Origin of the sequence: Aureimonas sp. ME7, from assembly GCF_903970965.1 — a bacterium.
Classification (GTDB): domain Bacteria; phylum Pseudomonadota; class Alphaproteobacteria; order Rhizobiales; family Rhizobiaceae; genus Aureimonas.
Genome location: NZ_CAJCKW010000001.1, coordinates 186,303 through 210,537, shown reverse-complemented (window position 1 = coordinate 210,537; position 24,235 = coordinate 186,303). Strand labels below are relative to the sequence as shown.

The window sequence follows — 24,235 nt, the reverse complement described above, 5'->3', positions numbered from 1 at the left end:
GCGACAAGGGAGCGCGCAGATCCTCGTCCCCCTTCCCCGACATGGGCGAAGGCATGGGGCAAAACCTCAGATTGTCTTCCATTTTTCGCCGGTTGAGACATCTACTGCAGGGCCATGCCCCGTGGTTCTGTTCGGCGCTCGTTCCGGGGGTGATCCGGGTCCGCGCCTTTCCCGCGAGTTCCCGTCATGACCGATACGCTATCGACCGAAGACAGGATGCCCGGCACCATCGGTCGGGCGCAGGAGCGCGCGTCCTCGCCCTCGCGCAGGCTGCTGCTGCGCTGGCGTGCCGCCTTGCGCGATCTGGGAATTCTGGCCGCGAGCCTTGCGGTGCTCACCTACATCGCCTTCGAGGTCGATATCTTCATGACGGAGGGCCATGAAACCGCCGCCCAGGAGGTCGTGGAGCTCGACGAGGTCCTGCTTCTGGGCGGCGTTCTGGCGCTCGGGCTTCTCGTCATCTCCCTGCGCCGTTATTTCGAGCAGAAGCGGGAAATGACCCGGCGCATCGCCGCCGAGCGACTGGCGCGCGAACTCGCCTATCAGGACCCCCTGACCGGCCTTCCCAACCGGCGCCAGTTCGAGGAGGCCCTGCGCACCGCGGCCTCCTCCCCGCCCCCCGCCGGTGCCTCCCATGCCCTCCTGATCCTCGATCTCAACGGCTTCAAGCAGGTCAACGACACGCATGGGCACAGCGTCGGCGACGAGCTTCTGGTGATCGTCGCCCAGCGTCTCCTGCGCGCCATGCGCGAGGGCGACCTCGTCGCCCGGCTCGGCGGCGACGAGTTCGTGGTCTTGGCCCCCCACCTGATGGGCCCGGAGGCCGCCTCCAGCATCGCGCTGCGCATCATCGAGTCCCTGTCGGAGCCGATCCGCACGGGGCGGATCGCCCATCCGATCGGCACGGGGATCGGGATCGCCCTCCTGCCGGGCGACGCGCAAAATGCGGCCGAAGCCATCCGCAAGGCCGACGTCGCCCTATACCGCGCCAAGGCGGAGCGGCGCTCCGCCTTCCGCTTCTTCGAGGAGGACATGGACCGGATCGTGCGCGAGCGCGAGCGCATGGAGCGCGCCTTGAAGCGGGCGCTCGCCGAAACGCGCATCCAGCCCCGGTTCCGCCCCGCCTTCGACCTGGCGAGCGGTGCGGTGGTCGGCTTCGAGGCCGTGCCCGCCTGGGAGGGCGAGGACGGCGGCGCGGTGCCGCCCGAGCGTTTCCTTCCCATCGCGGAGGAAACCGGTCTGATCCACGAGCTGGCGCGCGGGATCCTCGCCTCGGCCTGCGCGGCCGCGATGGAATGGCCCGATTCCGTTCTCCTGACGGTCGCCGTCCTGCCGAGCCAGCTGAAGGACCGCGCCCTGGCCGCCGGCATTCTGGACATCCTTGGGCAAGCGGGCCTTTCGCCGAACCGGCTGGAGATCGAGATCGCCGAAAGCACCATCGTCTACGATCTGGACGCCGCCCGGACCGCGCTCGGCCCCTTGCGCGCGGCCGGCGTCGGTATCGCGCTCGGCAATTTCGGCACCGGCTATTCCAATCTCCACCACATGCAGGAATTCCGGATCGACAAGGTCAAGATCGACCGTCGGTTCACCGAAAGCCTCGGCGACGCGGACGCAGGCCGGATGGTGCGCGCGCTGGCCGGCCTCGGCCACGGGTTGGGCCTGACCGTCAGCGCCGACGGCTTCGCGGGTTCGGCCGCCCATGCCGAGCTTCTGGAATCCGGCATCGAACAGGGCCAGTCCGCCCACGAGCTCGTTTCCCAGGCCGAGGCGCGCGCCCTGGTCGGCGCCTGACGCCGTCGGGCAGACCCTGGTCAGATCACCTCCGCCGCTTGCCGCCCTTCCATCCCTGCGCCGTCGCGCGAGGGCGGACAGCCGAACAGGCGGGCATATTCTCGGCTGAACTGCGAGGCACTCTCGTAGCCCACCGCATAGGCCGCCCGGCCGGCGTCACCGTCCGAAAGAACCAGCCGCCGCGCTGTCTGGAGTCGAAGCCGCTTCTGGTACTGCAGCGGGCTCATGGCGGTGGCCGCCTTGAAATGGCGGTGAAACGAGGGAACGCTCATGCCCGCGATCTCGGCCAGCGTTTGGGTTCGGATCGGCCGGTCGAAGTGAACGGCGATCCAGTCGATCGCTCGGCGCACGCGCGACAGGCGGCTGCCTTCGCGCCCGATCTGGCGCAGCATGGGCCCGTGCGTTCCCTGGAGCAGGCGATACAGCACCTCGCGCTCGCGCGAAGGCGCCAGAAAGCTGACGTCGTCCGGCCTTTCCAAAAGCGCGATCAGCCCATCGAAGGCTTCCAGAAGCTCGATCGTGACCGGCGCGACGCCGAAGCCCGGCACCGGATCGCCGCTTGGCGCGGGCGGCATGTCGGCCGCGATCGCCGACAGGAGCTCGCGGTCGAGCACCAACCCCGCCGCGACATAGGGCCGGTCCGCGGATGCCTGCGTGACGCAGCCCGTGGCCGGCAGGTCCAGCGAGGCGACGAACGAGGTCGCCGCATCGTAATGAAGGACTTGGGTCCCGATCAGCACCTGCTTGGCGCCCTGAAGCACGATGCACGCCATCGGCTCGTAGTGCGACGACATCGCCCGGCCCGCCTCGCGCGAGATGCCGAAGCCGACGCGCGGCAGCGCCGTTTTGCGATGATCGGTGTCGGCATGGCGCAGGATGCGCCGGGTCATGCGATCGAGAAGGTCCTGCATGATAAGGAGGATCGGCAATTCCGGCCGGGCGCGCAAGTTCGCTGATAGGAATAGGCAAGCAATCGATCCGATCGGGCACGGGGCCGGGCAGCGCGCCGCCCATATCGACAAGGCGAGACCCGGCCGCTTCCGGCGGGCTCGGCTTGAGAAGGTGTATCACCCATGCCCCCATTCGGAGCTCAATCCACGACCAACGAGGTTCTCGCCGGCATCGACCTGACGGCCAAGCGCGTCCTGGTCACCGGCGCATCGGCCGGGCTCGGCATCGAGACCGCCCGCGCGCTCGCCGCGCACGGCGCCGAGGTGGTGGGCGCCGCGCGCGACCTCGCCAAGGCGGACGGCGCGACGGCCCCCGTTCGATCGGCGGCCGAGCATGGCGGCGGCAGCTTCCATCTCATAGAGCTCGACCTTGCCTCGCTCGCCTCGGTTCGCGCCTGTGCCGACCAACTGCTCGCCGACGGCCGGCCGTTCGACGCGGTGATCCTGAACGCCGGCGTGATGGCGGCCCCGTTCGGACGGACGGCGGACGGGTTCGAGACGCAGTTCGGCACCAACCATCTTGGCCATTTCGTTCTGGCGAACCGCATCGCGCCGCTCCTGCGCGAGGGCAGTCGTCTCGTCGCCCTGTCCTCGGCCGGGCATCGCTTCGCCGACGTGGATCTCGCCGATCCGAACTTCGAACACACGCCCTACGACCCCTGGGTCGCCTATGGCCGGTCGAAGACCGCCAACGCCTTGTTCGCCGTCGAGTTCGATCGCCGGTTCCGGGCAAGCGGCATCCGGGCCGCCGCCGTTCACCCCGGCGGCATCCGCACCGAACTGTCCCGTCACATGACACCGGACGAGGAAACCGCGCTGATCGAGCGGATCGACGCCTCGCACGCGGCGGCCGGCCTACCGCCCTTCCGCTACAAGACCATTCCGCAAGGGGCGGCAACGACGGTCTGGGCGGCGGCCGTCGCCGCAGCCGACGAGGTCGGCGGACGCTACTGCGAGGACTGCGCGGTCGCCGCCGTGCAGGACGGCGAGGGCATTCGCGGCGGCGTCCGCCCTTATGCGGCGGACGGCGAGCGCGCGAAGGCGCTGTGGGCGCGCAGCGAGGAACTCGTGGCCGGCGTCGCCTGAGCGCCCGCCACGTCCTTCAGGAAACGCTGCTTCTCACGGCACGAAGTAGTAGTTCGTCAGGTGGAAGAAGAGCGGGGCGGCGAAGGTGACCGAATCCATCCGGTCCAGCGCCCCGCCATGGCCCTCGATCATCCGCCCCCAGTCCTTGGCGCCCATGGAGCGCTTGATCGCGGACAGGACCAGCCCGCCCGAGAAGCCGGCGATCACGATGGCGCCCGCCATGGCACCAGCTTCCAGCGGCCCGAAGGGCGTGATCCAGAACAGGGCGGCACCCAGAAGCGTCGCGCTGACTCCCCCGCCGACGAACCCTTCCCAGGTCTTGGACGGACTGACGAGCGGCGCGATCTTGTGGCGACCCCAGATCTTTCCGAAGATGTACTGGAGGACATCGCTCGCCTGCACCACGGTGACGAGGAAGAAGAGAAGTAGGACGCTCCGCCCTTCGAAGCCCGGGATCTTGAGAAGAAGCAGCGCCGGCGCGTGGCTGATGCAGTAGACGGTCAGCATCAAGGCCCATTGCACCTTCGCGGTGCGGGCGAGGAAGTCGTCGGTTTCCCCTTTCAGCACCGCCAGGACCGGCAGCAGTAGAAAGGCGTAGACGGGAATGGCGATGGAAAAAAGCGACTGCCAGTCGACCCCGATCAGGACGTATTGCAAGGGCAGGAAGACGTAGAAGGCGAAAGCCAGCGCCCGGTGGTCGGCGGGGCGCGTGGGCGTCAGCGAGATGAACTCGCGCAGGCAATAGAACGAGGTCAGTGCGAAGAGCACCAGCGTCACCGCCTTGCCGAAGGTGAAGGCGAGCGCAAAGATCGCGATCATCAGCCACCAGGCGCGGATGCGCGCATTGAGATTGTCCACCGTCGCCCGGCCGCCTGGGCTCGTCACCCGGCGGGCGAGGACCCGGCCCGTGATGCTGGCGGTGCCCAGGATCACGACGAGGCCGGCAAAAAGGGTCAGAAGCGTCGGATCCACGGTCACTTCACCTCCGAAAGGGCGACGATCGCGTTTCTCGCGCGCGCCAGGAACGCCTCCTTTTCCTCGCCGGGCTCCAGCCGCAGCGGCGCCCCGATGCGCACGTGGCAGGAGATCGGCACGGGCAGGAACGCCCCGCGCGGGAAGGCGCGCGACAGGTTTTCCAGATACACCGGCACGAGCTCGGCCTCCGGAAAGCGCGTCGCCAGCCGGAACAGGCCGGACTTGAACGGGCCGGGAAGCCGCTCCCCACCCCGCGTCCCTTCGGGGAAGATCACCAGCGAATGGCCGCGCTCGAGTTCGACCTCCAAAGGGGCCAGCGGATCCTTGCCGGACGCCGAGCCCGCGCGGTCGACGAGAACCGAGTTCAGGAGCCCGATCGCGATGGCCCGGCGAAGGCGCCCCCGCCCCCAATAGTCGGCGGCGGCCACCGGGTGGGTGGTGGCGCGCAAGGATTTCGGCATCGCCGCCCAGAGAAGGATCGTGTCGAGATGGCTGCCGTGATTGGCGAAGTAGATGCGCTGGCGGGGCGAGGGCTGCGTGCCGATCCAGTCCGGCCGCCCGCCGACGAGAAAGCGCGACAGGCCGACGAGAAGATGGTCGATCATCGCCGCGCCTCCAAGCTTCTCGCCATGCGCGCGGTGCGCCGCAGGCAGGTCCAGAGCGTTCCGGCAAGGACGACGGCGAGGACGATGGTCGGCACGTAAAGCGAATGGAGGACGACGAGTTCGAGGAAGGCCACGACCCCGCCGATCGTCAGCGCGGCCATGCGCTGGGGCTTGGCCATCGGCCCGCCGAAATCCTGGCCGAGGCCAAGCGAAGCGCCGAAGGCCCGGAGATACGCGGTCAGGACTGCCAGGATCGCCGCCACGAAGCCGAGTTCGGGTGTGCCGGACGCGTAGCCGAAGCCGATCAAGAGGACGCTGTCTTCCAGTCGGTCGGGGATCTCGTTGAAGAGCGCGCCGGTCGGCGATCCGCGCCCGCCTTCCACCGCCACCATGCCGTCCAGAAGGTTGCACAGGAGGCGCATCTGGACGAGGAACGCGCCGAGGAGAAACAGCCACGGATGCCCCGGCGCGAAGGCGAAGGCGAGCCCGCCGCCGGCCGCGAACAGGATGCCGGTGGCCGAGATGCCGTTCGGCGTCGCCCGCGTGCGAAGAAGAGCCCGCGCCATCCCTCCCGCCCAGCGCGTGCCGCGCGAGGCCAGCGGGCGGCGATCCGCCGGCCCTTCCCCCTCGATCGAATTCCCCATTCCGCAACGCTCCCCTCGGCCGACAACCTTTTCCTCGTCCGTTACGATGGAAGAGGGCCGAAGGCGACAAGAAAAGCGAGGCGGCTCCTTCCTTGATCTTCTTGCGCGATACTTTGGTTCGCGATCCGCCGTCAGTCCTCGCGGGCGGGAAAGGCGACGCGCACCGCTCGCGAAACGGCGATCGGCAGCATCGTCATATGGGTTTCGCCGGGATAGGTCTCGTGAAGGACGCGCAGGTTCGGGACACGCGCGAGGCGCTCGGCCATGGCGCTGGTCAAGGCCGCCGTTCTAACGGTGCGCGCCCTTTCCAGCCGTTCGGCCGTGTCCTCGCGCCCGTACTGGAAGGGGGCCAGCGCGTCCCCCTCGTATTCGCCCGCCGACAGGTGAACCACCACTTCCCCGCCCAAGGCCGGCGCTTCCAGAAAACGGCGCTCCGTTTGAGTCAGCACCCCGTCCTCCCAGCCGATCGTCGGGCTGGCGGCGACGAAGCGGGTGAAGGCCCGCGTTCCCGAAAACAGGGCATGGAGCGCGAAGAGGCCGCCGAAGGAATGGCCGAACAAGGTGCGCCGCGCCGGATTGATCGGGGTGATCGCGTCCGCCGCGGCCAAGGCTTCGCGCTCGATGAAGCGCAGAAAGCGATCGGCGCCCCCGGTGCGCACCTCCGGCCCGTCCGCCGCGAAAGGCGGATAGGCACGGCCGGGCGGAGGCGACAGGTCGAAGGAGCGGCGCCAAGGGTCGTAGGCGCCCTCCGTCGGATAGCCGATCGCCATCACGACGCCCGGCGCCACGTTGGTGCCGCCGGGATATGCCCCCTGCACCCGCACAGCGTCGACGGCGGTGGCGATCATCGCGTTGCCGTCGGTGATCGCCAGAAGCGGCCAGCCGCCCTCCGGCGCCGGCCCCGGCGGGCGATGGAGGAAGATGCGCCAGGGCTCCCCCCCGTCCTCCCCCACGAGGTCGAAGAACACCGTGTCGGTGAGGCCGGCGGGGTGCAGCACCGGGGACATGGCGGCCGCTCCCTCGCGCTCGCTCAGAAGCGGTAGCGCAGGGAGCCGATCACCTGCCGCCCTTCGGTGTAGTAGCCGAAGCCGCCGGAATAGGCCGGCTCGCGCTTGTCGAAGACGTTCTTGACGTTGATCTGCGCTTCCGCGCCTTCCAGCTTCGGGTTCAGACGGCGGAAATCATAGGACGCCTTGGCGTCCACCAGAAGCCGGTCGTCGTTCCGGAACGTGTTGGTGTCGTCGCCGAAGCTTTCGCCCTCGTAGCGCAACCCGAGACCGAGGCCGAGACCGTCGGCGGGGCCATCGGAAAACGTATAGGCGCCCCAAAGCGAGACGCTGTGCTCGGGGATGCCGGATGGCCTGTTGCCGGCATTGTCGCCTTGCGTGATCTCGAGGTCGAGATAGGTGTAGGCGAGGGTGAGGTCCACGCCGAAGGGCAGGCTCGTCGTGGCTTCGAGTTCCACGCCTTGCGAGCGCACCTCGCCGCGCTGGATCTGGAAGTTGAAGTTGTCCGGATCGGACGCCAGAACGTTGGACTGGACGATGTGGAAGACGGCGGCGCTGGCCGAAAGGTTCGTGTCGGTCGGCTGGTACTTCACCCCCGCCTCGATCTGCCTGCCCTCGGTCGGCTTGAACGCGTCGCCCTCGAAGCTGCGCCCGATCGTGGGCGTGAACGAGGTGGAATAGCTGACATAGGGGGCGATGCCGTTGTCGAAGAGATAGCCGAGCCCGACGCGACCGGAGAACTGGCTGTCGTCCTGCTCCCCGTCCGTGCCGAGGTTGTCGTTGGCGCGATCCTGGTTGTCGAACCAGTCGTAGCGGCCGCCGAGCGTCAGGACGAAGCGGTTCCACTCCAGCTGGTCCTGGGCGTAGACGCCGGTCTGGTTCTGGCGCGTGGTGACGTCGTAGAAATTGTAGCCCGGCCGCGGGATGAACTGCTGGCCGTAGTTGAACGTCACGAGGTTGAGGTCGGGCGCCTCGCCGAAGCCGATCTTGTGGCGCACGTCGACCGAATTGTAGTCGAGCCCCATCAGAAGCGTATGGTCGAGCGCGCCGGTCGCGAACTTCGCCTCCGCCTGGTTGTCGATCGCGAACGAGTCCAACTTGTCGTTGACGACCACGGCCGAGCGGGAGGCCGACAAGCGGTCCGGACGGATGAAGTTGATCGAGGTGTAGGGCGAGTCGGTGTAGATATGGGCGTAGCGCACGTTCTGGCGCAGGGTCCAGGTCTCGTCGAACCGGTGCGTCAGCTCGTAGCCGATCCGGCCCTGGTCCTGCAGGAAGGTTCCGAGCGCCGGATCGCCGGACTCGATGCCGGTGAAGCGCCCGTCCTCGCTGAAGATGCCGGGATTGCCGCCGACCTCGTAGTGCGAATACTCGCCGAGCAGCGTGAAGGTGGTCGCCTCGTCGTCCGAGCGAAGGGTGAGCGCGGGCGCGATGTAGATGCGATCGTCCGGCACGCTGCGCAACTCGGTATCGGCGCTGCGCGCCAGCCCCGTCAGGCGGTAGAGGACGTTGTCGTTGCCGGCCACCGGGCCCGAAACGTCGAACTGGGCCTGGTAGCGGTCGTTGTTGCCGACCTGCGTCTCGACCTCGCGGAACGGCGTGTCGGTCGGCCGCTTGGTGACGAGGTTGACGATGCCGCCGGGCGAGCCGCCCCCGTAGAGGACCGAGCTCGGACCCTTGAGGACGCCGACCGCCTCCAGCCCGTAGGGCTCGGTCTTGAACAAGGAGAACACGCCGTTCAGCTCGCGCAGGCCGTCGCGGTAGACACCGGTATAGGTCACGTCGAAGCCGCGCACGTAGAAGGCGTCGAACCGGTTGTCGAGGCCGAACGCATCGACGCGCACGCCCGGCGTATAGGTCAGCGCTTCCTTCAGCGTCTGGACGCGCCGGTCTTCGAGCTGCTTGCGGGTGACGACGTTGACGGCCTGCGGGACCTTGACGAGGGGCGTGTCCGTCTTGGTGCCGACGCTGGCGCTGGTGGCGACATAGCCGTCCTGGGCAACGCCGCCGCCGAGCCCGACGCCCGGCGCCCCGGCGCCCTCCACCGTCACCGTGTCGAGCACGATCGAGCCATCGGCCGCGACGCTGCCGGTCGCGCGCACGTCCGGCTCGAAGATCGCGACGGTGCCGGCGGAGCGGAACTCGTAGTCGAGCCCGCTGCCGGCGAGAAGCCGGGCGAGCGCGGCTTCCCGCGTGAAGGCACCGCGAAGGGCGGGCGCGGTGCGCCCGGCGGTGAGCGAGGCGGGATAGGCGAGTTGCAGCCCGGTGTCGCGCGCGAGGGCGGCGAGCGAGCGGCTGAGCGGCTGCGCGGGCAGGTCGAAGGACGTCGCGGCCGATGCCGCGCTCGCCCCTTGCGCCCAGGCCGCACCGCCGGGCACGCCGAGCCCCAGCGCGGTCGATAGGGCAAGGGCGGTCTTCAGCGATGCGATACGTCCGGACATGAAAGCGATCCCCTCGGATAGGTTTGGACAGGAGGGGTCCCCACGGCCGAGCTTCGACCATCCCTCACCCATGGCAGACGGGAAAGCGGACCCTTTCCCTCAACAAAAACTTCGGGCTTTTCGAAAAAAATCGTCAGGGCGCATCGATGATGGTGAGAACGCCCGACAGGCGCCGGACGCGGATCGGCAAGCCGGCGGCCAGCGCGTCCAGCGAGGCGCCGGGTCGGCGAAGGTCGAGAACGGCGTTGACCGGCAGGCGGGCCAGCGCCTCGCCGCGCACCACGACCCAGCCGGGATAATAGGCGCGCAAGGCGGCGACCACTTCGCCGAGCGGCTGCGCCTGCGCGGTGAAGATGCCGCTTCGCCACGCGGCGACCGCCTCGCGCTCCCCCCGCGACACCGCTCCGATCCGCCCGTCGCCGCCGACGACGACCCGCTCGCCCTCCTGGAGAACCAGCACTTCCCCCGCACCGCCCGCCGCAACCCGCACGGAATGTTCGGCGACGCCGATCGCCAACGCCCCGCCGGGCAGCGCGGCATCGACGTCGAAGGCGGTGCCGAGCGCGCGCACCGAGCTTGCGCCCCGGCGTACCTCGAACGGGCGCGCCGGGTCGGGTGCGACCTCGAAGAAGGCCTGCCCCTCCAAGAGCTCGACGATGCGGGCCGCGGCGTCGAAGCTGAGGTCCAGCGCGGTTCGGGCGTTGAGGGTCGCGCGCGATCCGTCGGGAAGCTCGACCACCCGCGTTTCCCCGGTGCCGGTCGCGAGATCGGCGAGATAGGGCGTCAGGACGGAGCGAAGGACGCCGGCCCCGAAGCCCGCCACGGCAATCCCCGCCGCCCCGCCGAGGATCTGCCGGCGCGACAGGCGCGCCCGGCGCCGCCCGGGATGGATGCGCCCGGAGGCGGGATCGCGGTGGACGTGGCCGGCATCGGCCCACAGCGCCTCGGCTTCGCTGGCCGCCGCCTCGTGCTCGGGGCCGAGGGCGCGCCAGGCGGCGAAGCTTTGCCGCGCTTCGTCCTCGTTCTCGCCCGAATGGAGCCGGACCAGAAACAGAAGCGCTTCGTCGGACAATTCCCGGGAGGGCAAAGGTCGGGGCAACTGGTTTTCGCTCAACGTCGTCCGTGCCTTGCGCGAGCGAGCGGGATGCCGCCTTCCGTGCCATAGACGGCCGAGACGGGATTTACCCTCAACGCGATGTCGAGGAACGAGCTTCATCGCGCGCCACGTCGCGACAATGAACCAGCGCCCGCATGATGTGCTTTTCCACCATAGATACGGAAATGCCGAGCCGCCCCGCGATCTCGCGATGCGTCAGCCCCTCGATCTTGTTGAGGACGAAGGCCGTCCGGCAGCTGTTCGGCAACTCGTTGAGAACGAGAGCCAGGCGCAGGATGCGCTCGCGCCGTTCGAAGGCTTCCGCCGGATCCTCGCCGGCCACGCGCTCGGCGGCGTCCTCCCAGTCCACACGGGTGAGCCATTCGGCGTGCTGCCGAGCGGAGAAGTCGAAGGCGGCGGTGCGCGCGGCGGTGAAGAGATAGTTGCGCGGGCGCTCGATCGCGGTTTCCGCCTGGCGCGCGGCCAGCCGCAGATAGGCGTTCTGCGCCACATCCTCGCCGTCGCTCCGATCGCCGACGAGGCGGGTCGTGTAGCGTACGAGCTCGCGATGGTGCCGGCGGTAGAGATCGGCGAGCCAGTGATCGAGCCGCATCACAGCGCGCCCTGCACCTTGCCGCCTCGAAACGATCGAACCATCGATCGGACAGCCGGCAAGATATGGGCGAAGGCAGGCAAGATGGGGATCCCGAAAAAACAGTTACGCTCGTGCCGAGCTTATAGTTCAGCCTAGAGACGATAACAACGACTATGATATGGAGCCATTCTAAGCTTGCCGCTGAGGGTTCGGCCGGCCGGCAGTTCACGCAACCCCTGCCTGCAACGCCCGGCCTCGGCATCCGGCCGGATATGCCGCAGCGGACCGGGCGCCGAACTCGGCTAGGAAGCGGACGGGGCCGCGCTTCTTGGCCGCCCCCCGACGCAGCAGGAACAAGGGTTGGACGATGGCTGACACCTCGACGCAAAACGCGCAACGCATGACGGGCCTGCCCGAACTTCCGCCGGCCGCGCGTGCCTACCGCGATGCCCTTCCACCGGGGCGCTTCGTCGGCTTTCCCCTGCAGGGTCTCGACCGGACCGGCGTGAAGGCCTGGAAGGTCGCCCTGTTCCTTGACGATGCGGGCGCCATGCCCGGCAACCTTCCGTCCGGCTACGGCTACGGGTTCGACGACGATACGGCGATCATCGGCGCCTTTGCCGAGATCGCCGAGGCGATCCTGCCGACGCTGCGCCTCATGAAGGAGCCCCGGTGGATCGGCTCCTACAGTGAACTCCTGCGCGAGCGGGGCGAGAGCGGCATCGTCGACCCGCTGACCCTCTGCCTCCCGGCCGGGTCGCCCGTCACACGGGACACACCCCTCGCCTGGATCGAGGCGCGGCGCCGTCGCACGGATGAGCCGGTCCTCGTGCCGATGGACGTCGCGGCGACGGATACTTTCGAGCTGCCCGAAGGCTACCAGCCCTTCACCACCCTCATCACCAACGGCCTCGGCGCGGGCCCCGACCTCGACTGGGCGATCGGCCACGGGCTTCTCGAACTTCTCCAGCGCGACGGCAACGGTCTCGGGTTCCGCGCGCTCGACCGGGGCGAAGTGCTCGAGATCGACGAAGGGGATCTCGACGACGAGACGCGCGCCCTCCTGCACCACCTCGACGCAAGCGGCATCGAGGTGATCCCGAAATTCGCCACGGACGCGTTCGGGCTCGCCAATGTCTACGTGGTCGGCTTCGACCGGCCGGGATCGGGTCCGCGAGAGCCGATCATGCTGTCGGCCTGCGGCGAAGCCTGCGATCCCGACCGCCGGGTGGCGCTTCGCAAGGCGCTTCTGGAATTCTGCTCCGCCCGGGTCCGCAAGGCCTATGCGCATGGACGCATGAGCGAGGCGCGCGCCGTCGCGCCGGCAGGCTTTATCGAAGACTTCCTCGCCAACGCCATGCCGAGCCTCGTCGGAGGCGAAAGCCGCGCCTTCACGGCGATGCGCGACTGGGCGACCCGCCCGGCGGACGATCTCCGAGCCGCGCTGGAAGGCACGGTCTATGACCGGCGCGCAACGAAGCGCTTCGCCGACCTGCCCGCCACCCCGCTCGCCACCAGCCGCGAAAAGGGGCGCTTTGCGGCCGAAGCGCTGGAAGCCCAAGGCTTCGACGTTCTGGTGGTGAACGGCTCGCCCACGGACGGCAGCGTCGGGGTCGCCAAGGTGATCGTGCCCGGGCTCGAGGTCGAGACGATGAGCTATTATCGCATCGGCGAGCGCAACGCGCGGCGCCTGATCGAGAGCGGCAGCGATCTCATTCGCTTCGGCGAGGAAAGCGAGACGCTGCGCCCCGTGCGCCTGACGCCGCAGGCCCTGGAGCGCTTAGGGGGCCGTCAGCCGCTTCTCGACACGGCGGCGGTGGATCGCGCGGTTGGGCCGCTTTATCCGCTCTACCGCGAGCCGGAAGCGCTCCACGTCGCCTGGAGCCTCGAAACCGACGGCTCAGCCCATCCTTCGTGAGGGGCCGTTCACGGCGCTGACGTAGAAGCGCTGGAGGAAGAGGAAGGCTGCTATCACCGGGGCGATGGTGACGAGGATCATCGCCTGCTGCAGCGACAGCTGGGCTTCGGTGTCGAAGGCGCCGCGCACCATGTAGATGCCGATCGGCGCGGTCTGGAGGCTGGGCGCGCTTTGCGTCACCGTCAGCGTCCAGGCCACCTCGTTCCAGTGGTAGACGAAGACGAAAAGGGCGAGCGTGGCGGCAGCGGGCCGCACGATCGGCAGGACGATCGACCACAGGATGCGCGCCTCGCCCGCGCCGTCCATGCGCGCGGCATCCAGAAGTTCGTCCGGCACCCCGATCATAAACTGGCGCATCAGGAACACGCCGTACCACGAGACCGAAAACGGCAGGATCAGCGCGGCGTAGGTGCCCATGAGCCCGGTGCCGCCCTGCCCGAGCCAGTCGTTACCGCCGAAAAGCGGCCAGTAGCGCAGGATGAAGACGAGCGGGATCAGGAACAGGAAAAACGGAAAGAGCTGCGCGACGAGAACGAAGCGCAGCAGGAGGTCGCGCCCGCGAAAGCGGAATTTTGCGAGCGCATAGCCCGCCGTGACGCTGGTCGCCACCTGAAGACAAGTGATCGAGATCGTCGTGACGAGGCTGTTGAAGATCCAAAGCGACAGGGGATAGCGCTCGAAGACTTGGGTGAAGTTTCCCCAGACCGGCGTTGCCGGCCAGTAGGCCGGCGGGCGCATCAGGCGCTCAGCGGGCGTTCTGAGGGCGCCGAGCAGAAGATCGCCGAACGGCAGGACCATGACGGCGGCGCCGAGCGCCAGCACCAGCGCGGCAACGAGGCGCCAGCCCCGCCGGCGGCGGGCGGCCGAGACCTCGCGAACTGCCGCACTCTCGGCAGCCGGCTCTTCCGCCGCATCCGCGAGCGAGACGTTCACCATGCTTCGAGCCCGCCCCGGCGCGACAGGCGCAGTTGCACGAGCGCGATGGCGAAGACGATCAGGAGGAGCACGTAGGCGCCTGCCGAAGCCATGCCGAGGCGCAGGTCGCCGAAGGCCATGTTGTAGAGGTGGAGCGCCGCGACGTTGGTCGTGTTCACCGGCCCGCCCCCGGTCAAAACCAGCATGAGCGCGAAATAGCCGACGCCCTTGATCATGTTGGTCATCACGACGAGGAGGATCGTGGGTTTCAGAAGCGGCAGCGTGACGTACCAGAACACGCGCAAGGGCCCCGCCCCGTCCATTTCGGCGGCTTCCTCGCAAGCCTCGTCGATCCCGTCGAGCCCGGCCGCGAGCAGCATCATGTCCTGGCCGACATGAAACCAGACGAAGACGAGCACCAGCGCCGACATGGCGAAGGCGGGGTCCGCCAGCCAGGCGGGACCGGCGATCCCGAGGACACCCAAAGCCCGGTTGATGAGGCCATAGGGGTCGGCCAGGAGGAACTGCCAGATATAGGCGACCGCCACGACATTGGTGACGGTGGGAAGCCAGAAGGCGCTGCGCCACATCCGCTTGAAACGGCTGCGCCGGAAGGCGAGCGCCAGCCCCAGCGCCAGCGGCACTCCGAAGGCGATCGTCGCTCCGACGAAGGTGCCGGTGTTGCGAAGGCTATCGAAGAACAAGGGGTCGCGGGTCAGGAGATATCGATAGTTCGCGAGCCCCACGAAGCGCGGCGGGCTCAAGGAATTCCAGGTCATGAAGCTGAGCCCCAGCGAAAGGGCGAGCGGCAGGACGAAGAACACGAACCCCAGAACGAGCGTCGGCGCCAGGAACAGGTAGGGCGCCAGCCGTTTGGCCGAAATCATGCGCCCCCGCGAGGCCCGTTCGGGCCGGAGCGCCGTCTCATTGCGGCAGCGCCAGGAGGTCGGTGATCTCGCGGTCGGCACCCGCCAGCGCGTCGGCCGGGCTCTTGCGGCCGAGCCAAGCTTCCTCGATGGCGGTGCGAAGGATGCGGTCCATCTCCGGCGTCTGGGCGATGTTGGGATCGCCGACCGCGCGGCCCGAGCGTAGCGCTTCCACGAAGGGCGCGGTGAAGGCGTCGCCGAACTCGGCCGTGGAGGCGGCCAGATCGGCCTTGTTGGCGGTCAGGCTGCCGAGCGCCACGAGCATGTCGCCGACGCAGGAGCGCTTGCCTTCGTCTTGCGGCGTGTTGAGCCAACGCAGAAGCGCCCAGGCTTGCGGCCCGTGCGCACTGTTGGCGTCGACGCCCTGGTAGAAGGAATACTGATAGGTCTTCCAGTCCGGACCGCCGGGAATGGGCGCGACGCCGACCGTCTCGTCGAGCTTGTCGCCGAGCCCCTCGCGCATCAGCTGCTTCATCCAGTTGGCGCCGATGATCATGCCGATGCGCCCGGCGGGAAAGTCGCGGATCTGGTGCGAGGCGCTGGTGAGCCCGTCGCGGAAGAGCTTCGCCTGGCCCTCGAGGATCTCGACGGCGGGCGCTTCCGTCAGATGCGTGCCCGCGAGATCGTCGGTGAGGATCGAGGTGCCCTTGGAGAACAGAAGCGTGCGGAACGGATGGGCGGCGTTGGCGACGCTCGGCCCGAACGCGTAGCCCGCGACCTCGACACGCCCGAGGTCGTCGCGCTTGGCGATTTTCGCGGCCGCGTCCAGAACTCCCGCCCAGTCCTTCGGCGGCTCGGCGATGCCGGCCTCCGCGAACAGCTTCTTGTTGTAGATCAGCATGTAGAGGGCGACCTCGGCCGGGATGCCCCAGAGCCGGTCGTCCACCACGGCGGAGCGGACAGTGCTCGCCTCGAAGTTCGCCGAAATGAAGTCGGCGATATCCTCAGGCGGTTCGGCGAGGATGGCGTTGTCGACGAGGCGCTTTCCCCAGATCGAATACACATTGTAGATGTCGGGGCTCGCGCCCGCCACGCGCGAGGTCATCACGTTCTGCATGAAGTCGGCGATCGGCGTCTGACGATAGTCGATGCGGATGCCGGGGTTTTCGCTCTCGTATCGCCGGAAGCAGGCGGTGAGCGGCGCCATCTCCGTATCGGTGTAGTGCGCGGCGAAGGTGAGGGTGACGGGCTCCTGTGCGAAGGCCCCGGAGGTGAGCCCGAGCACGCCCAGAAGGGAGATCGCATATCGCCTAGCCGTGTTCATGTCGCGCCCCACCAGATTCGCCGTTTTTTTTCCCGCAGACCATGCAACATCGCACCGGGACGGGACACCCGCGGGGGATCGAAGCGGGCTCGAAACGACGTTATGTCGCGGGCGGTCGAGCGATGGCATCGATCACCCGCTTCAAAACCGGAGGGCGTTCGCGTGGGGCCGGCGGCGACGGGCACCAAGCTGGAACAGCGGAAAGAGCGGGGGGCCTCAATCCTCGGAGCAAGACGCCGCGTCGCGGTCGCGCTCGTATCGATGACGCAAGGGAAACGCCGGAAGCCAAGCTTCGCGGCGCGATGTCCAGAGCTCGTAGGTGGGCGTCAGCTGATCCGGCGCATCCAGGGCGCCGAGCGCGATCTCCACCTCGCCCTCCCCGCGGCCGAAAACCGACGATCCGCAGGTCGGGCAGAAGCAGCGCCCGGCATATTCGCGCGTTTCCCCGCTGATCGCGACCGCGCCCCGCGGAAAGATCGCGCAGGCGTGAAACAAGGATCCGCCGTGCTTGCGGCAGTCGAGGCAATGGCAAAGGCCGACCCTATCGGGATCCCCCTCGGCCGAGATGCGAACGCTGCCGCAGAGGCAGCCGCCGGTAAAACGGGACATACAGGCGCTTCCCTATCGATCGGGGTGGACACGGGCTTCACGCGGCTTCGAAACGGGCCGGTCCGTTCCCCTTCCGCAAACACCGCAATGGGACGGGCGTTCCCGAACCTTGAAGTGCTTCCCATCGGCCGCCTCGCGACCTCAGCCCGCGTCCGAACCCCGTTCGGTGCCGACCGACACGCCGCCGGCCGCTTCCAGCTTGGCGGCCGCCGCCTTGGGCGGGCGGGCGCGCAAGGATTGGAGGCCTTCCAGCGCCAGGGGCCGGAGGTTCACGCCCCCTTCGTCCACGTGGCGGAAGATCGCCTCGCGCATGCGCGGCGTCCAGAAGGCTGCGACGTGGTCGGCGATGCCGAGGACGCCCGGCTCGTGCGCCTGGCTTTCGAAGAAGCGCGCCACCTGGTTCACCATGGTGACGAGTTTTTCGGCTTCCGCCCCCACGCTCATTCCGCCGGCTCCGCGGGCGCCACGCGGCGCGATGTTTCGGCAAAGCTCGAATAGCGCTCCTGCCAGTCGGTCGGCCCGTTGGAGGGCGAGACCTGAACCGCCGTCACCTTGTATTCCGGGCAGTTCGTCGCCCAGTCGCTGAAGTCCGTCGTGACGACGTTGGCCTGCGTCAGCGGATGGTGGAAGGTCGTGTAGACGACGCCCGGCGCGACGCGCGTCGTCAGAAGCGCGCGCAGCGTCGTGTCGCCCGCCCGGCTCGCCACCTTGACGAAGGAGCCGTCGCGGATGCCCCGCTCTTCCGCGTCGTGCGGGTGGATCTCCAGCCGGTCCTCCTCGTGCCACAGGACGTTGTCGGTGCGCCGCGTCTGCGCGCCGACATTGTACTGCGACAGGATGCGGCCGGTGGTCAGAAGCAGCGGAAAGCGCGGGCCGACCTTCTCGTCGGTCGGAACGTATTCCGTCACCACGAAGAGGCCCTTGCCGCGCACGAAGCCTTCGAGGTGCATCAGCGGCGTGCCGGCCGGCGCCTTGTCGGTGACCGGCCATTGCAGGGATTCCGTCTCCAGCCGCTCGTAGGATACGCCGGCAAAGGTCGGGGTGAGCGAGGCGATCTCGGCCATGATCTCGGACGGGTGCGCGTAGTTCATCGGCAGGCCGAGGGCATTGGCGAGAAGCTGCGTCACCTCCCAGTCGGCGTAGCCGTTCTTCGGCGCCATCACGCGGCGCACGCGCTGGATGCGGCGCTCGGCATTGGTGAAGGTGCCGTCCTTTTCCAGGAACGTCGAGCCCGGCAGGAAGACATGGGCATGCACCGCCGTCTCGTTCAGGAAGAGGTCCTGGACGACGACGCATTCCATCGCGGCGAGCCCCGCCGTGACGTGGCGCGTGTTGGGGTCGGACTGAAGGATGTCTTCCCCTTGAATGTAGATGCCCTTGAACTCGCCGGCGACGGCGGCGTCCAGCATGTTGGGAATGCGCATGCCCGGCTCGTCGTCGAGCCGGACGCCCCACATGCCTTCGAAGAGGGCGCGCGCCGTGTCGTCCGACACATGGCGGTAGCCCGACAATTCGTGCGGGAAGGAGCCCATGTCGCAGGCGCCCTGCACGTTGTTCTGCCCGCGCAGCGGGTTCACGCCGGCGCCGCGCACGCCGATATTGCCGGTCGCCATCGCGAGGTTGGCGATCGCCATCACGGTGGTGGAGCCCTGGGAATGCTCGGTGACGCCGAGCCCGTAGTAGATCGCCGAACGACCGCCGGTGGCATAAAGGCGGGCGGCCGCGCGAAGCTCGTCGGCCGGCACGCGCGTCATCGGCTCCACGGCTTCCGGCGAGCGCGAAGCGTCGGACACGAACTCGGCCCAGGCCCCGAAGGCTTCGAGGTCGCAACGCGTGCGAACGTAGTCCTCGTCCACCAGTCCTTCGGTGACGATCACGTGCGCCATGGCGGTGAGGACGGCGACGTTGGTGCCGGGGCGCAGCGGCAGATGGTGCGCGGCCTCGACATGGGGCGTCTTGACGAGGTCGATGCGGCGCGGATCGACGACGATCAGCTGAGCGCCCTCGCGCAGGCGCTTCTTCATGCGGCTGGCGAAGACCGGATGCCCATCGGTCGGATTGGCGCCGATCACCAGGATGACGTCGGCATCCTCCACCGAATCGAAGTCCTGCGTGCCGGCCGAGGTGCCGAGCGTCGTCTTCAACCCGTAGCCGGTCGGCGAGTGGCAGACCCGGGCGCAGGTGTCGACGTTGTTGTTGCCGAACCCCGCGCGGATCAGCTTCTGGACGAGGAACGTTTCCTCGTTGGTGCAGCGCGAGGAGGTGATGCCGCCGACCGCGTTGCGCCCGTATTTGCCCTGGATGCGGCGGAACGCGGACGCCGTGTGGGCGATCGCCTCCTCCCAGGACACCTCGCGCCAGGGCTCGGAGGTCGAGGCGCGGATCATCGGGTTCAGGATGCGCTCGCGGTGGTTGGCGTAGCCGTAGGCGAAGCGGCCTTTGACGCAGGAATGCCCGTGGTTCGCCTTGCCGTCCTTCCAGGGCACCATTCGCACCAACTCCTCGCCCCGCATCTCCGCCTTGAACGAGCAGCCGACGCCGCAATAGGCGCAGGTCGTGACCTTGGAATGCTCCGGCACGCCGATGGCGACCACCGACTTCTCCATCAGGGTCGCGGTCGGGCAGGCCTGGACGCAGGCGCCGCAGGAGACGCATTCAGAGGAGAAGAAGTCCTCGCCCTGGCTGGGCGAGACGCGGCTGTCGAAGCCGCGCCCGGCGATCGTCAGCGCGAAGGTGCCCTGCACCTCCTCGCAGGCCCGCACGCAGCGCGAGCAGACGATGCATTTCGACGGGTCGTACTGGAAGTACGGGTTCGTCAGGTCCTTTTCCATGAAGAGCGGGTTCGGCCCGCCCGCTTCATGGCGGTGGACGTGGTTCTCCCCGTGCTGGCCGTAGCGCACGTCGCGAAGGCCGACCTCTCCGGCCGTGTCCTGCAGCTCGCAGTCGCCGTTGGCCGAACAGGTCAGGCAGTCCAGCGGGTGGTCGGAGATGTAGAGCTCCATCACGCCCCGCCGCAGCTTGGCGATCCGGTCGGTCTGGGTGCGCACCACCATGCCTTGCGCCGCCAGCGTGGTGCAGGAGGCCGGCGTGCCGCGCATGCCTTCCACCTCGACGAGGCACATGCGGCAGGAGCCGAAGGGCTCGAGCGAGTCGGTCGCGCAGAGCTTCGGGATCTTGGTGCCCATCTCGGCGGCGGCCCGCATCAGGCTCGTGCCGGCGGGAACCGTGATCGTCTCGCCGTCGATGGTGAGCGTCACCTGCGTCTCGGCGCGGCGCGCCGGCGTGCCGTAGTCGGTTTCAGAAACGAGGCTCATGGATCGGCTCCTGGCTACCCGCCGTTTCGGCGAGCGTGTGGGCGACGAGGGCGTGTCTGTGTCCGTGTCCAAGACCGTGCTCGGCTTTCAGCCAGTTCACGATCTCCATATGCTGCGAGCCGGCGCGTTGCCGGATCAAGGCTTTCCAGTGCTCGATCGGCTGCCCGTAGGTTTTCTCGATCGAGGGCAAGTACGAGGCCGGTCCCTTGGGTCTTGGGCGCGTCGCTCATCGGGCGAGCGCCTTATTCCGCGGCCTGTAGCCCGGCCGGAAGGCGACGAGCGTCGAGGTCGAAATCCTCCGGGAAATGCGTCATTGCCGACGTCACCGGGTAGGGTGTGAAACCACCGAGCGCGCAAAGCGATCCGAACTTCATCGTGTCGCAAAGGTCGGCAAGCAGCGTCAGTTCGTCCCGAACCGGACGTTTGGCCTCGCGGTTGGCAAGGATCCGGTCCACCGTTTCGACCCCGCGCACCGCGCCGATGCGGCAGGGCGTGCACTTGCCGCAGCTTTCCGCTGCGCAGAATTCCATCGCGAAGCGCGCCATGTGGGCCATGTCGACCGTGTCGTCGAACACGCTGATGCCGCCATGGCCGATCAGGCCGTCTCGGCTTGCGAACTCCTCGTAGTCGAAGGGGGTATCGAAGAGCGATGGAGGGAAGTAGGCGCCGAGCGGGCCGCCGACCTGAACCGCGCGCACCGGGCGCCCGGAGGCCGTGCCCCCGCCGATCTCGTTCACCAGTTCCCCGAGCGTGATACCGAAGGGCACCTCGACGAGGCCGCCGTACCGGACGTTGCCGCCGAGCTGCACCGGCATGGTGCCGCGCGAGCGCCCGAGGCCGAGCCGCTCGTAGGCTTCGGGGCCATCGGCGAAGATCGCCGGGACGGCGGCGAGCGACAGGACGTTGTTGACCACCGTCGGCATGCCGAACAGGCCCTGGAGCGCGGGCAGCGGCGGCTTGGCGCGCACGATGCCGCGCTTGCCCTCGATGGAATTCAGAAGCGAGGTTTCCTCGCCGCAGACATAGGCGCCGGCTCCGACCCGAACCTCCATGTCGAAGGCGAGACCCGAGCCGCCGACGTCGGAGCCCAGCCATTTGGCGCGGCGCGCGGCGAGAATGGCATTCTCCATCGCCTCGATCGCATGCGGATATTCGGAGCGGATGTAGATGTAGCCGTAGGTCGCGCCGACCGAAACGGCGGCGATCACCATGCCTTCGACGAGACGGAACGGATCGCCTTCCATGGTCATCCGGTCGGCGAAGGTGCCCGAATCGCCTTCGTCGGCGTTGCAGACGACGAATTTCTGGGGCGCCTCTGCCCGGCGCACCGTGTCCCACTTGATGCCGGTCGGGAAGCCCGCGCCGCCGCGCCCGCGAAGGCCGGAGGCGGAGACCGTCTTCACCCGGTCCTCGGCGCTTTGGCTCAACGCCTTTTGCAGGCCCTGCCAGCCGCCATGGGCGCGGTAGTCGCTTTCCGAGCGCGGATCGACGATGCCGCAAAGGGCGAAGGTCGAGCGCGTCTGGCGCGCGAGGAAGGGGTGCTCCTCCGGCCGGCCGATGCGAAGCGGGTGCACCCCGCCCTCGAACAGGCCGGCGGCCACGAGGCCCTCGACGTCGCCCGGCGTCACGGGTCCGTAGCCGATGCGCCCAATCGGCGTCTCGACCTCCACCAGCGGCTCCAGGAAATGGGCGCCGCGCGAGCCGTTGCGCACGATTTCGACCTCGACGCCCCGGAGCGCGGCGAGGTTGCGCAAGGAACTGGCGACCATGTCGGCGCCGACGGCCACGGCGGCCGCGTCGCCCGGAACGAAGATGCGGATGGGGGCGCTCATCGCACGGCCTCCCCGAGGATCGTCCGCAGGCGATCGCCGGTCAGGCGGCCATGGATGCGCCCGTTCACCATGGCGGCGGGCGCGACGGAGCAGAGGCCGAGGCAATAGACCGGCTCCAGCGTCACCGCGCCGTCGCCGCTGGTTGCCTTCATCGGCACACCCAGCACCGTCTCGGCCTCGCGCTGGAGTGCCCGGCCGCCGGCCGCCTGGCAGGCTTCCGCCGAGCAAAGCTTGACCACCGTGCGCCCGGCGGGCGCGCGGCGGAAGTCGTGATAGAAGGTGAGAACGCCGTGGACGTCGGCACGCGACAGGTTCAGCGCCTCGGCGATCGACGGAACCATCGCATCGTCCACCATGCCAAACTCGACCTGGATGTCGTGCAGGATGGGCAGGAGCGCCCCCCGGCGGCCCGCATGGGCGGCCAGGATTTCGCCCAGGCGCTCGGCGTCGAACGGCACGGAGCCTTTGGCTCTGTCGAGCATCGCTCTTTCCTCCCGTATGTTCGAAAGGGGCGGAGCACCCTCTCCCGGTGCCCCGCCGCCTCGGGTTTTCGTCAGAACAAGGCGGCCGCCTTCTGCAGGGTGATGAAGACGCCCCAGAGAAGCGGCAGGCCGACCACGACCCAGGCGAGGATCGCGGGGCCCGTAAAGCCGCCGCGTCCGATGCCGTAGTCGCCGAAGGCCGGGGCCGGCGCGGCAGCGGCCACGGTGGCCGGTGCGGTGCCGACCGGAGCCGCACCCTTGGCCGCCTCGCGCATCTGCCACTTCTGCGCCACGGGCCGCACCAGGAGGTTGGCGACGAAGCCGACCGCCAGAAGCGCGGCGACCGTGAAGAAGATCGGCTGGTAGACCTGATCGCGCGGGACGCCCGAGGCGATGTTGTTGTCGCGGATCGTGCCGGTGATCAGGCCGCCGAAGACGCCGGCGAGCGACCAGGCGGTCAGCAGACGGCCGTGGATGGCGCCCACGAACTTGGTGCCGAACACGTCGGCGAGATAGGCCGGCACCGTGGCGAAGCCGCCGCCGTACATGGAAGCGATGATGCAGAACGCGGCGACGAACAGGAACACGCTGCCGGAGGACGCCGAGAACGGCACCACGGCGGCATAGAGCACGAGGCCGAGCGCCAGGATCGTGGCGTAGAGCACCTTGCGGCCGAGCCGGTCCGAGAAGGACGCCCAGAAGAAGCGCCCGCCGATGTTGAAGAGCGACACGAGACCGACGAAGCCGGCGCCGACGGCCGCGGCCGCCGTGCGCTGTTCGGGCGTGAAGTCGAGGAAGCCGGTGCCCGCCGCGCCGATCAGGCGCCCGCCGAAGATTTCCTGAAGCATCGGCGAGGCGACGCCGATGAGGCCGATCGAGGCGGTGACGTTGACGAGGAGCACCACCCAGATCAGCCAGAACTGCGGCGTCTTGTGCGCGTCCTTGAGGTGGACGTCGCCGGTGGCGATCATCTTGGTGCCGCCGGCCGCCGGCGTCCAGCCGGCCGGGCGCCAGTTCTCAGGCGGTACGCGGTAGCCGAGCGCACCCGCCACCATGAACACGAAGTAGCCGGCGGCCAGAACCAGGAAGGTCTGCCACACGCCGACGCCGTCGGCGCTCGCGAAGCGGCGCATCAGGATGTCGGCGAGGGGCGAGCCGATCATCGCGCCGCCGCCAAAGCCCATGATCGCCATGCCGGTCGCCATGCCGCGCCGGTCCGGGAACCACTTGATGAGGGTGGAGACGGGCGAGATGTAGCCAAGGCCGAGGCCGATGCCCCCGATGACGCCAGAACCCAGCCACATCAGCCAGAGCTGGTGGGTGTAGATGCCGATCGCCGAGATCACCATGCCGCCGCACCAGCACAGGGCGGCAACGAGGCCGGCCTTGCGCGGGCCGGCCCGCTCCAGCCAGCCGCCCCAGATGGCGGCGGCGGTGCCGAGCACAACGAAGAACAGGGTGTACATCCACAGGAGGTCCGACACGCGCCAGTCGCACGTCGTCGTGAACAGGGCGGTCGCGAGAGTCATACCCTCGCAGGCGACGGGCTGCGAGATTCCGATGGCGCGCGACAAGGGCAGCCAGAACACGGAGAAGCCATAGGCCATGCCGATGCACAGGTGGATGGCGAGCGCACAGGGCGGGATCAGCCAGCGGTTGAACCCGGCCTTGGCCACGGTGTTTTCACGATCGAGAAAACCCACGCCTGCGGGGCGCGCGACATCGGCTGCGGAACTCATCCAACCTCCCGGAATCCCAAGGCTTCGGCAATTCGGCCGTGCC

Annotated in this window: 20 protein-coding genes and 1 pseudogene; 3 read left to right on the top strand and 18 right to left on the bottom strand. The window is 68.6% G+C overall.

The features are described from left to right. Positions 1–186: 186 nt before the first annotated feature. Entirely contained in the window at positions 187–1,794 is a 1,608-nt protein-coding gene (locus H7A85_RS01035) for an EAL domain-containing protein (protein ID WP_210270205.1), read from the top strand. Positions 1,795–1,814: 20 nt separating this feature from the next. Here H7A85_RS01035 and H7A85_RS01030 read toward each other — a convergent pair whose 3' ends face one another. Next, positions 1,815–2,705: an AraC family transcriptional regulator gene (locus H7A85_RS01030; RefSeq protein ID WP_182084028.1), complete on the bottom strand. Its 891-nt coding sequence runs from the start codon at positions 2,703–2,705 to the stop codon at positions 1,815–1,817. A gap of 162 nt (positions 2,706–2,867) precedes the next feature. On the opposite strand from H7A85_RS01030, the gene H7A85_RS01025 reads away from it, so the two are divergent. Continuing rightward, entirely contained in the window at positions 2,868–3,830 is a 963-nt protein-coding gene (locus H7A85_RS01025) for an SDR family NAD(P)-dependent oxidoreductase (protein WP_182084027.1), read from the top strand. A gap of 33 nt (positions 3,831–3,863) precedes the next feature. Here H7A85_RS01025 and H7A85_RS01020 read toward each other — a convergent pair whose 3' ends face one another. The 7 genes from H7A85_RS01020 to H7A85_RS00990 form a co-directional block, all read right to left on the bottom strand. Then, entirely contained in the window at positions 3,864–4,808 is a 945-nt protein-coding gene (locus H7A85_RS01020; protein WP_182084026.1) for a phosphatidate cytidylyltransferase, read from the bottom strand. Further along, positions 4,805–5,410 (bottom strand): lysophospholipid acyltransferase family protein, encoded by a 606-nt coding sequence (locus H7A85_RS01015; protein WP_182084025.1) that lies wholly within the window; start codon positions 5,408–5,410, stop codon positions 4,805–4,807. The genes H7A85_RS01020 and H7A85_RS01015 overlap by 4 nt, the downstream gene beginning before the upstream one ends. Next, entirely contained in the window at positions 5,407–6,054 is a 648-nt protein-coding gene (locus tag H7A85_RS01010; protein ID WP_182084024.1) for a CDP-alcohol phosphatidyltransferase family protein, read from the bottom strand. Before H7A85_RS01010 ends, H7A85_RS01015 begins: the two co-directional genes overlap by 4 nt. 131 nt (positions 6,055–6,185) lie before the next feature. Beyond that, the gene (locus H7A85_RS01005; protein WP_182084023.1) at positions 6,186–7,061 is read right to left on the bottom strand and encodes an alpha/beta hydrolase-fold protein; all 876 of its coding nucleotides are present in this window, start codon (positions 7,059–7,061) and stop codon (positions 6,186–6,188) included. A gap of 23 nt (positions 7,062–7,084) precedes the next feature. Beyond that, positions 7,085–9,502: a TonB-dependent siderophore receptor gene (locus tag H7A85_RS01000; protein ID WP_182084022.1), complete on the bottom strand. Its 2,418-nt coding sequence runs from the start codon at positions 9,500–9,502 to the stop codon at positions 7,085–7,087. Between the two features lie 133 nt (positions 9,503–9,635). After that, entirely contained in the window at positions 9,636–10,601 is a 966-nt protein-coding gene (locus tag H7A85_RS00995; protein ID WP_244630868.1) for a FecR domain-containing protein, read from the bottom strand. A gap of 88 nt (positions 10,602–10,689) precedes the next feature. Next, a complete protein-coding gene (locus tag H7A85_RS00990) occupies positions 10,690–11,211 on the bottom strand; it encodes a sigma-70 family RNA polymerase sigma factor (protein WP_182084020.1) in 522 nt (173 codons plus the stop codon). 349 nt (positions 11,212–11,560) lie between these two features. On the opposite strand from H7A85_RS00990, the gene H7A85_RS00985 reads away from it, so the two are divergent. Beyond that, positions 11,561–13,111: a YcaO-like family protein gene (locus tag H7A85_RS00985; RefSeq protein WP_182084019.1), complete on the top strand. Its 1,551-nt coding sequence runs from the start codon at positions 11,561–11,563 to the stop codon at positions 13,109–13,111. Here the strand turns inward: H7A85_RS00985 and H7A85_RS00980 are convergent. The 10 genes and pseudogenes from H7A85_RS00980 to H7A85_RS00935 all read right to left on the bottom strand — a co-directional run bounded on the left by H7A85_RS00980 (position 13,094) and on the right by H7A85_RS00935 (position 24,192). After that, a complete protein-coding gene (locus tag H7A85_RS00980; protein WP_182084018.1) occupies positions 13,094–14,047 on the bottom strand; it encodes a carbohydrate ABC transporter permease in 954 nt (317 codons plus the stop codon). The two genes, H7A85_RS00985 and H7A85_RS00980, sit on opposite strands and share 18 nt — an antisense overlap. Continuing rightward, complete coding sequence (locus H7A85_RS00975) at positions 14,041–14,913, bottom strand: sugar ABC transporter permease (RefSeq protein WP_182084017.1); 873 nt, start codon at positions 14,911–14,913, stop codon at positions 14,041–14,043. Before H7A85_RS00975 ends, H7A85_RS00980 begins: the two co-directional genes overlap by 7 nt. A 37-nt stretch (positions 14,914–14,950) precedes the next feature. Beyond that, complete coding sequence (locus H7A85_RS00970; RefSeq protein WP_182084016.1) at positions 14,951–16,216, bottom strand: extracellular solute-binding protein; 1,266 nt, start codon at positions 16,214–16,216, stop codon at positions 14,951–14,953. 216 nt (positions 16,217–16,432) lie between these two features. After that, a complete protein-coding gene (locus H7A85_RS00965) occupies positions 16,433–16,825 on the bottom strand; it encodes a GFA family protein (RefSeq protein WP_182084015.1) in 393 nt (130 codons plus the stop codon). 141 nt (positions 16,826–16,966) lie between these two features. Beyond that, positions 16,967–17,269, bottom strand: coding sequence for a formate dehydrogenase subunit delta (locus tag H7A85_RS00960; protein ID WP_182084014.1), 303 nt, complete (start codon positions 17,267–17,269; stop codon positions 16,967–16,969). After that, complete coding sequence (fdhF, locus tag H7A85_RS00955) at positions 17,266–20,139, bottom strand: formate dehydrogenase subunit alpha (protein ID WP_182084013.1); 2,874 nt, start codon at positions 20,137–20,139, stop codon at positions 17,266–17,268. The genes H7A85_RS00960 and fdhF overlap by 4 nt, the downstream gene beginning before the upstream one ends. Beyond that, positions 20,123–20,353 (bottom strand): annotated as a pseudogene (locus H7A85_RS00950) (DUF4287 domain-containing protein); the annotation flags it as partial. The pseudogene H7A85_RS00950 and the gene fdhF, both read right to left, overlap by 17 nt. Before the next feature lie 28 nt (positions 20,354–20,381). Further along, positions 20,382–21,971: an NADH-quinone oxidoreductase subunit NuoF gene (locus H7A85_RS00945; protein WP_182084011.1), complete on the bottom strand. Its 1,590-nt coding sequence runs from the start codon at positions 21,969–21,971 to the stop codon at positions 20,382–20,384. Beyond that, positions 21,968–22,453, bottom strand: a complete 486-nt coding sequence (locus H7A85_RS00940) for a formate dehydrogenase subunit gamma (RefSeq protein WP_182084010.1) — start codon at positions 22,451–22,453, stop codon at positions 21,968–21,970. Before H7A85_RS00940 ends, H7A85_RS00945 begins: the two co-directional genes overlap by 4 nt. A 71-nt stretch (positions 22,454–22,524) precedes the next feature. Continuing rightward, positions 22,525–24,192, bottom strand: a complete 1,668-nt coding sequence (locus H7A85_RS00935; RefSeq protein WP_182084009.1) for an OFA family MFS transporter — start codon at positions 24,190–24,192, stop codon at positions 22,525–22,527. Positions 24,193–24,235: the final 43 nt, after the last annotated feature.

Coding starts and splice junctions, on each gene's coding strand:
- H7A85_RS01035 (WP_210270205.1), top strand. CDS start 187: ATGACCGATACGCTATCGACCGAAGACAGGATGCCCGGCACCATCGGT.
- H7A85_RS01030 (WP_182084028.1), bottom strand. CDS start 2,705: ATGCAGGACCTTCTCGATCGCATGACCCGGCGCATCCTGCGCCATGCC.
- H7A85_RS01025 (WP_182084027.1), top strand. CDS start 2,868: ATGCCCCCATTCGGAGCTCAATCCACGACCAACGAGGTTCTCGCCGGC.
- H7A85_RS01015 (WP_182084025.1), bottom strand. CDS start 5,410: ATGATCGACCATCTTCTCGTCGGCCTGTCGCGCTTTCTCGTCGGCGGG.
- H7A85_RS01010 (WP_182084024.1), bottom strand. CDS start 6,054: ATGGGGAATTCGATCGAGGGGGAAGGGCCGGCGGATCGCCGCCCGCTG.
- H7A85_RS01005 (WP_182084023.1), bottom strand. CDS start 7,061: ATGTCCCCGGTGCTGCACCCCGCCGGCCTCACCGACACGGTGTTCTTC.
- H7A85_RS01000 (WP_182084022.1), bottom strand. CDS start 9,502: ATGTCCGGACGTATCGCATCGCTGAAGACCGCCCTTGCCCTATCGACC.
- H7A85_RS00990 (WP_182084020.1), bottom strand. CDS start 11,211: ATGCGGCTCGATCACTGGCTCGCCGATCTCTACCGCCGGCACCATCGC.
- H7A85_RS00985 (WP_182084019.1), top strand. CDS start 11,561: ATGGCTGACACCTCGACGCAAAACGCGCAACGCATGACGGGCCTGCCC.
- H7A85_RS00980 (WP_182084018.1), bottom strand. CDS start 14,047: ATGGTGAACGTCTCGCTCGCGGATGCGGCGGAAGAGCCGGCTGCCGAG.
- H7A85_RS00975 (WP_182084017.1), bottom strand. CDS start 14,913: ATGATTTCGGCCAAACGGCTGGCGCCCTACCTGTTCCTGGCGCCGACG.
- H7A85_RS00970 (WP_182084016.1), bottom strand. CDS start 16,216: ATGAACACGGCTAGGCGATATGCGATCTCCCTTCTGGGCGTGCTCGGG.
- H7A85_RS00965 (WP_182084015.1), bottom strand. CDS start 16,825: ATGTCCCGTTTTACCGGCGGCTGCCTCTGCGGCAGCGTTCGCATCTCG.
- H7A85_RS00960 (WP_182084014.1), bottom strand. CDS start 17,269: ATGAGCGTGGGGGCGGAAGCCGAAAAACTCGTCACCATGGTGAACCAG.
- fdhF (WP_182084013.1), bottom strand. CDS start 20,139: ATGAGCCTCGTTTCTGAAACCGACTACGGCACGCCGGCGCGCCGCGCC.
- H7A85_RS00945 (WP_182084011.1), bottom strand. CDS start 21,971: ATGAGCGCCCCCATCCGCATCTTCGTTCCGGGCGACGCGGCCGCCGTG.
- H7A85_RS00940 (WP_182084010.1), bottom strand. CDS start 22,453: ATGCTCGACAGAGCCAAAGGCTCCGTGCCGTTCGACGCCGAGCGCCTG.
- H7A85_RS00935 (WP_182084009.1), bottom strand. CDS start 24,192: ATGAGTTCCGCAGCCGATGTCGCGCGCCCCGCAGGCGTGGGTTTTCTC.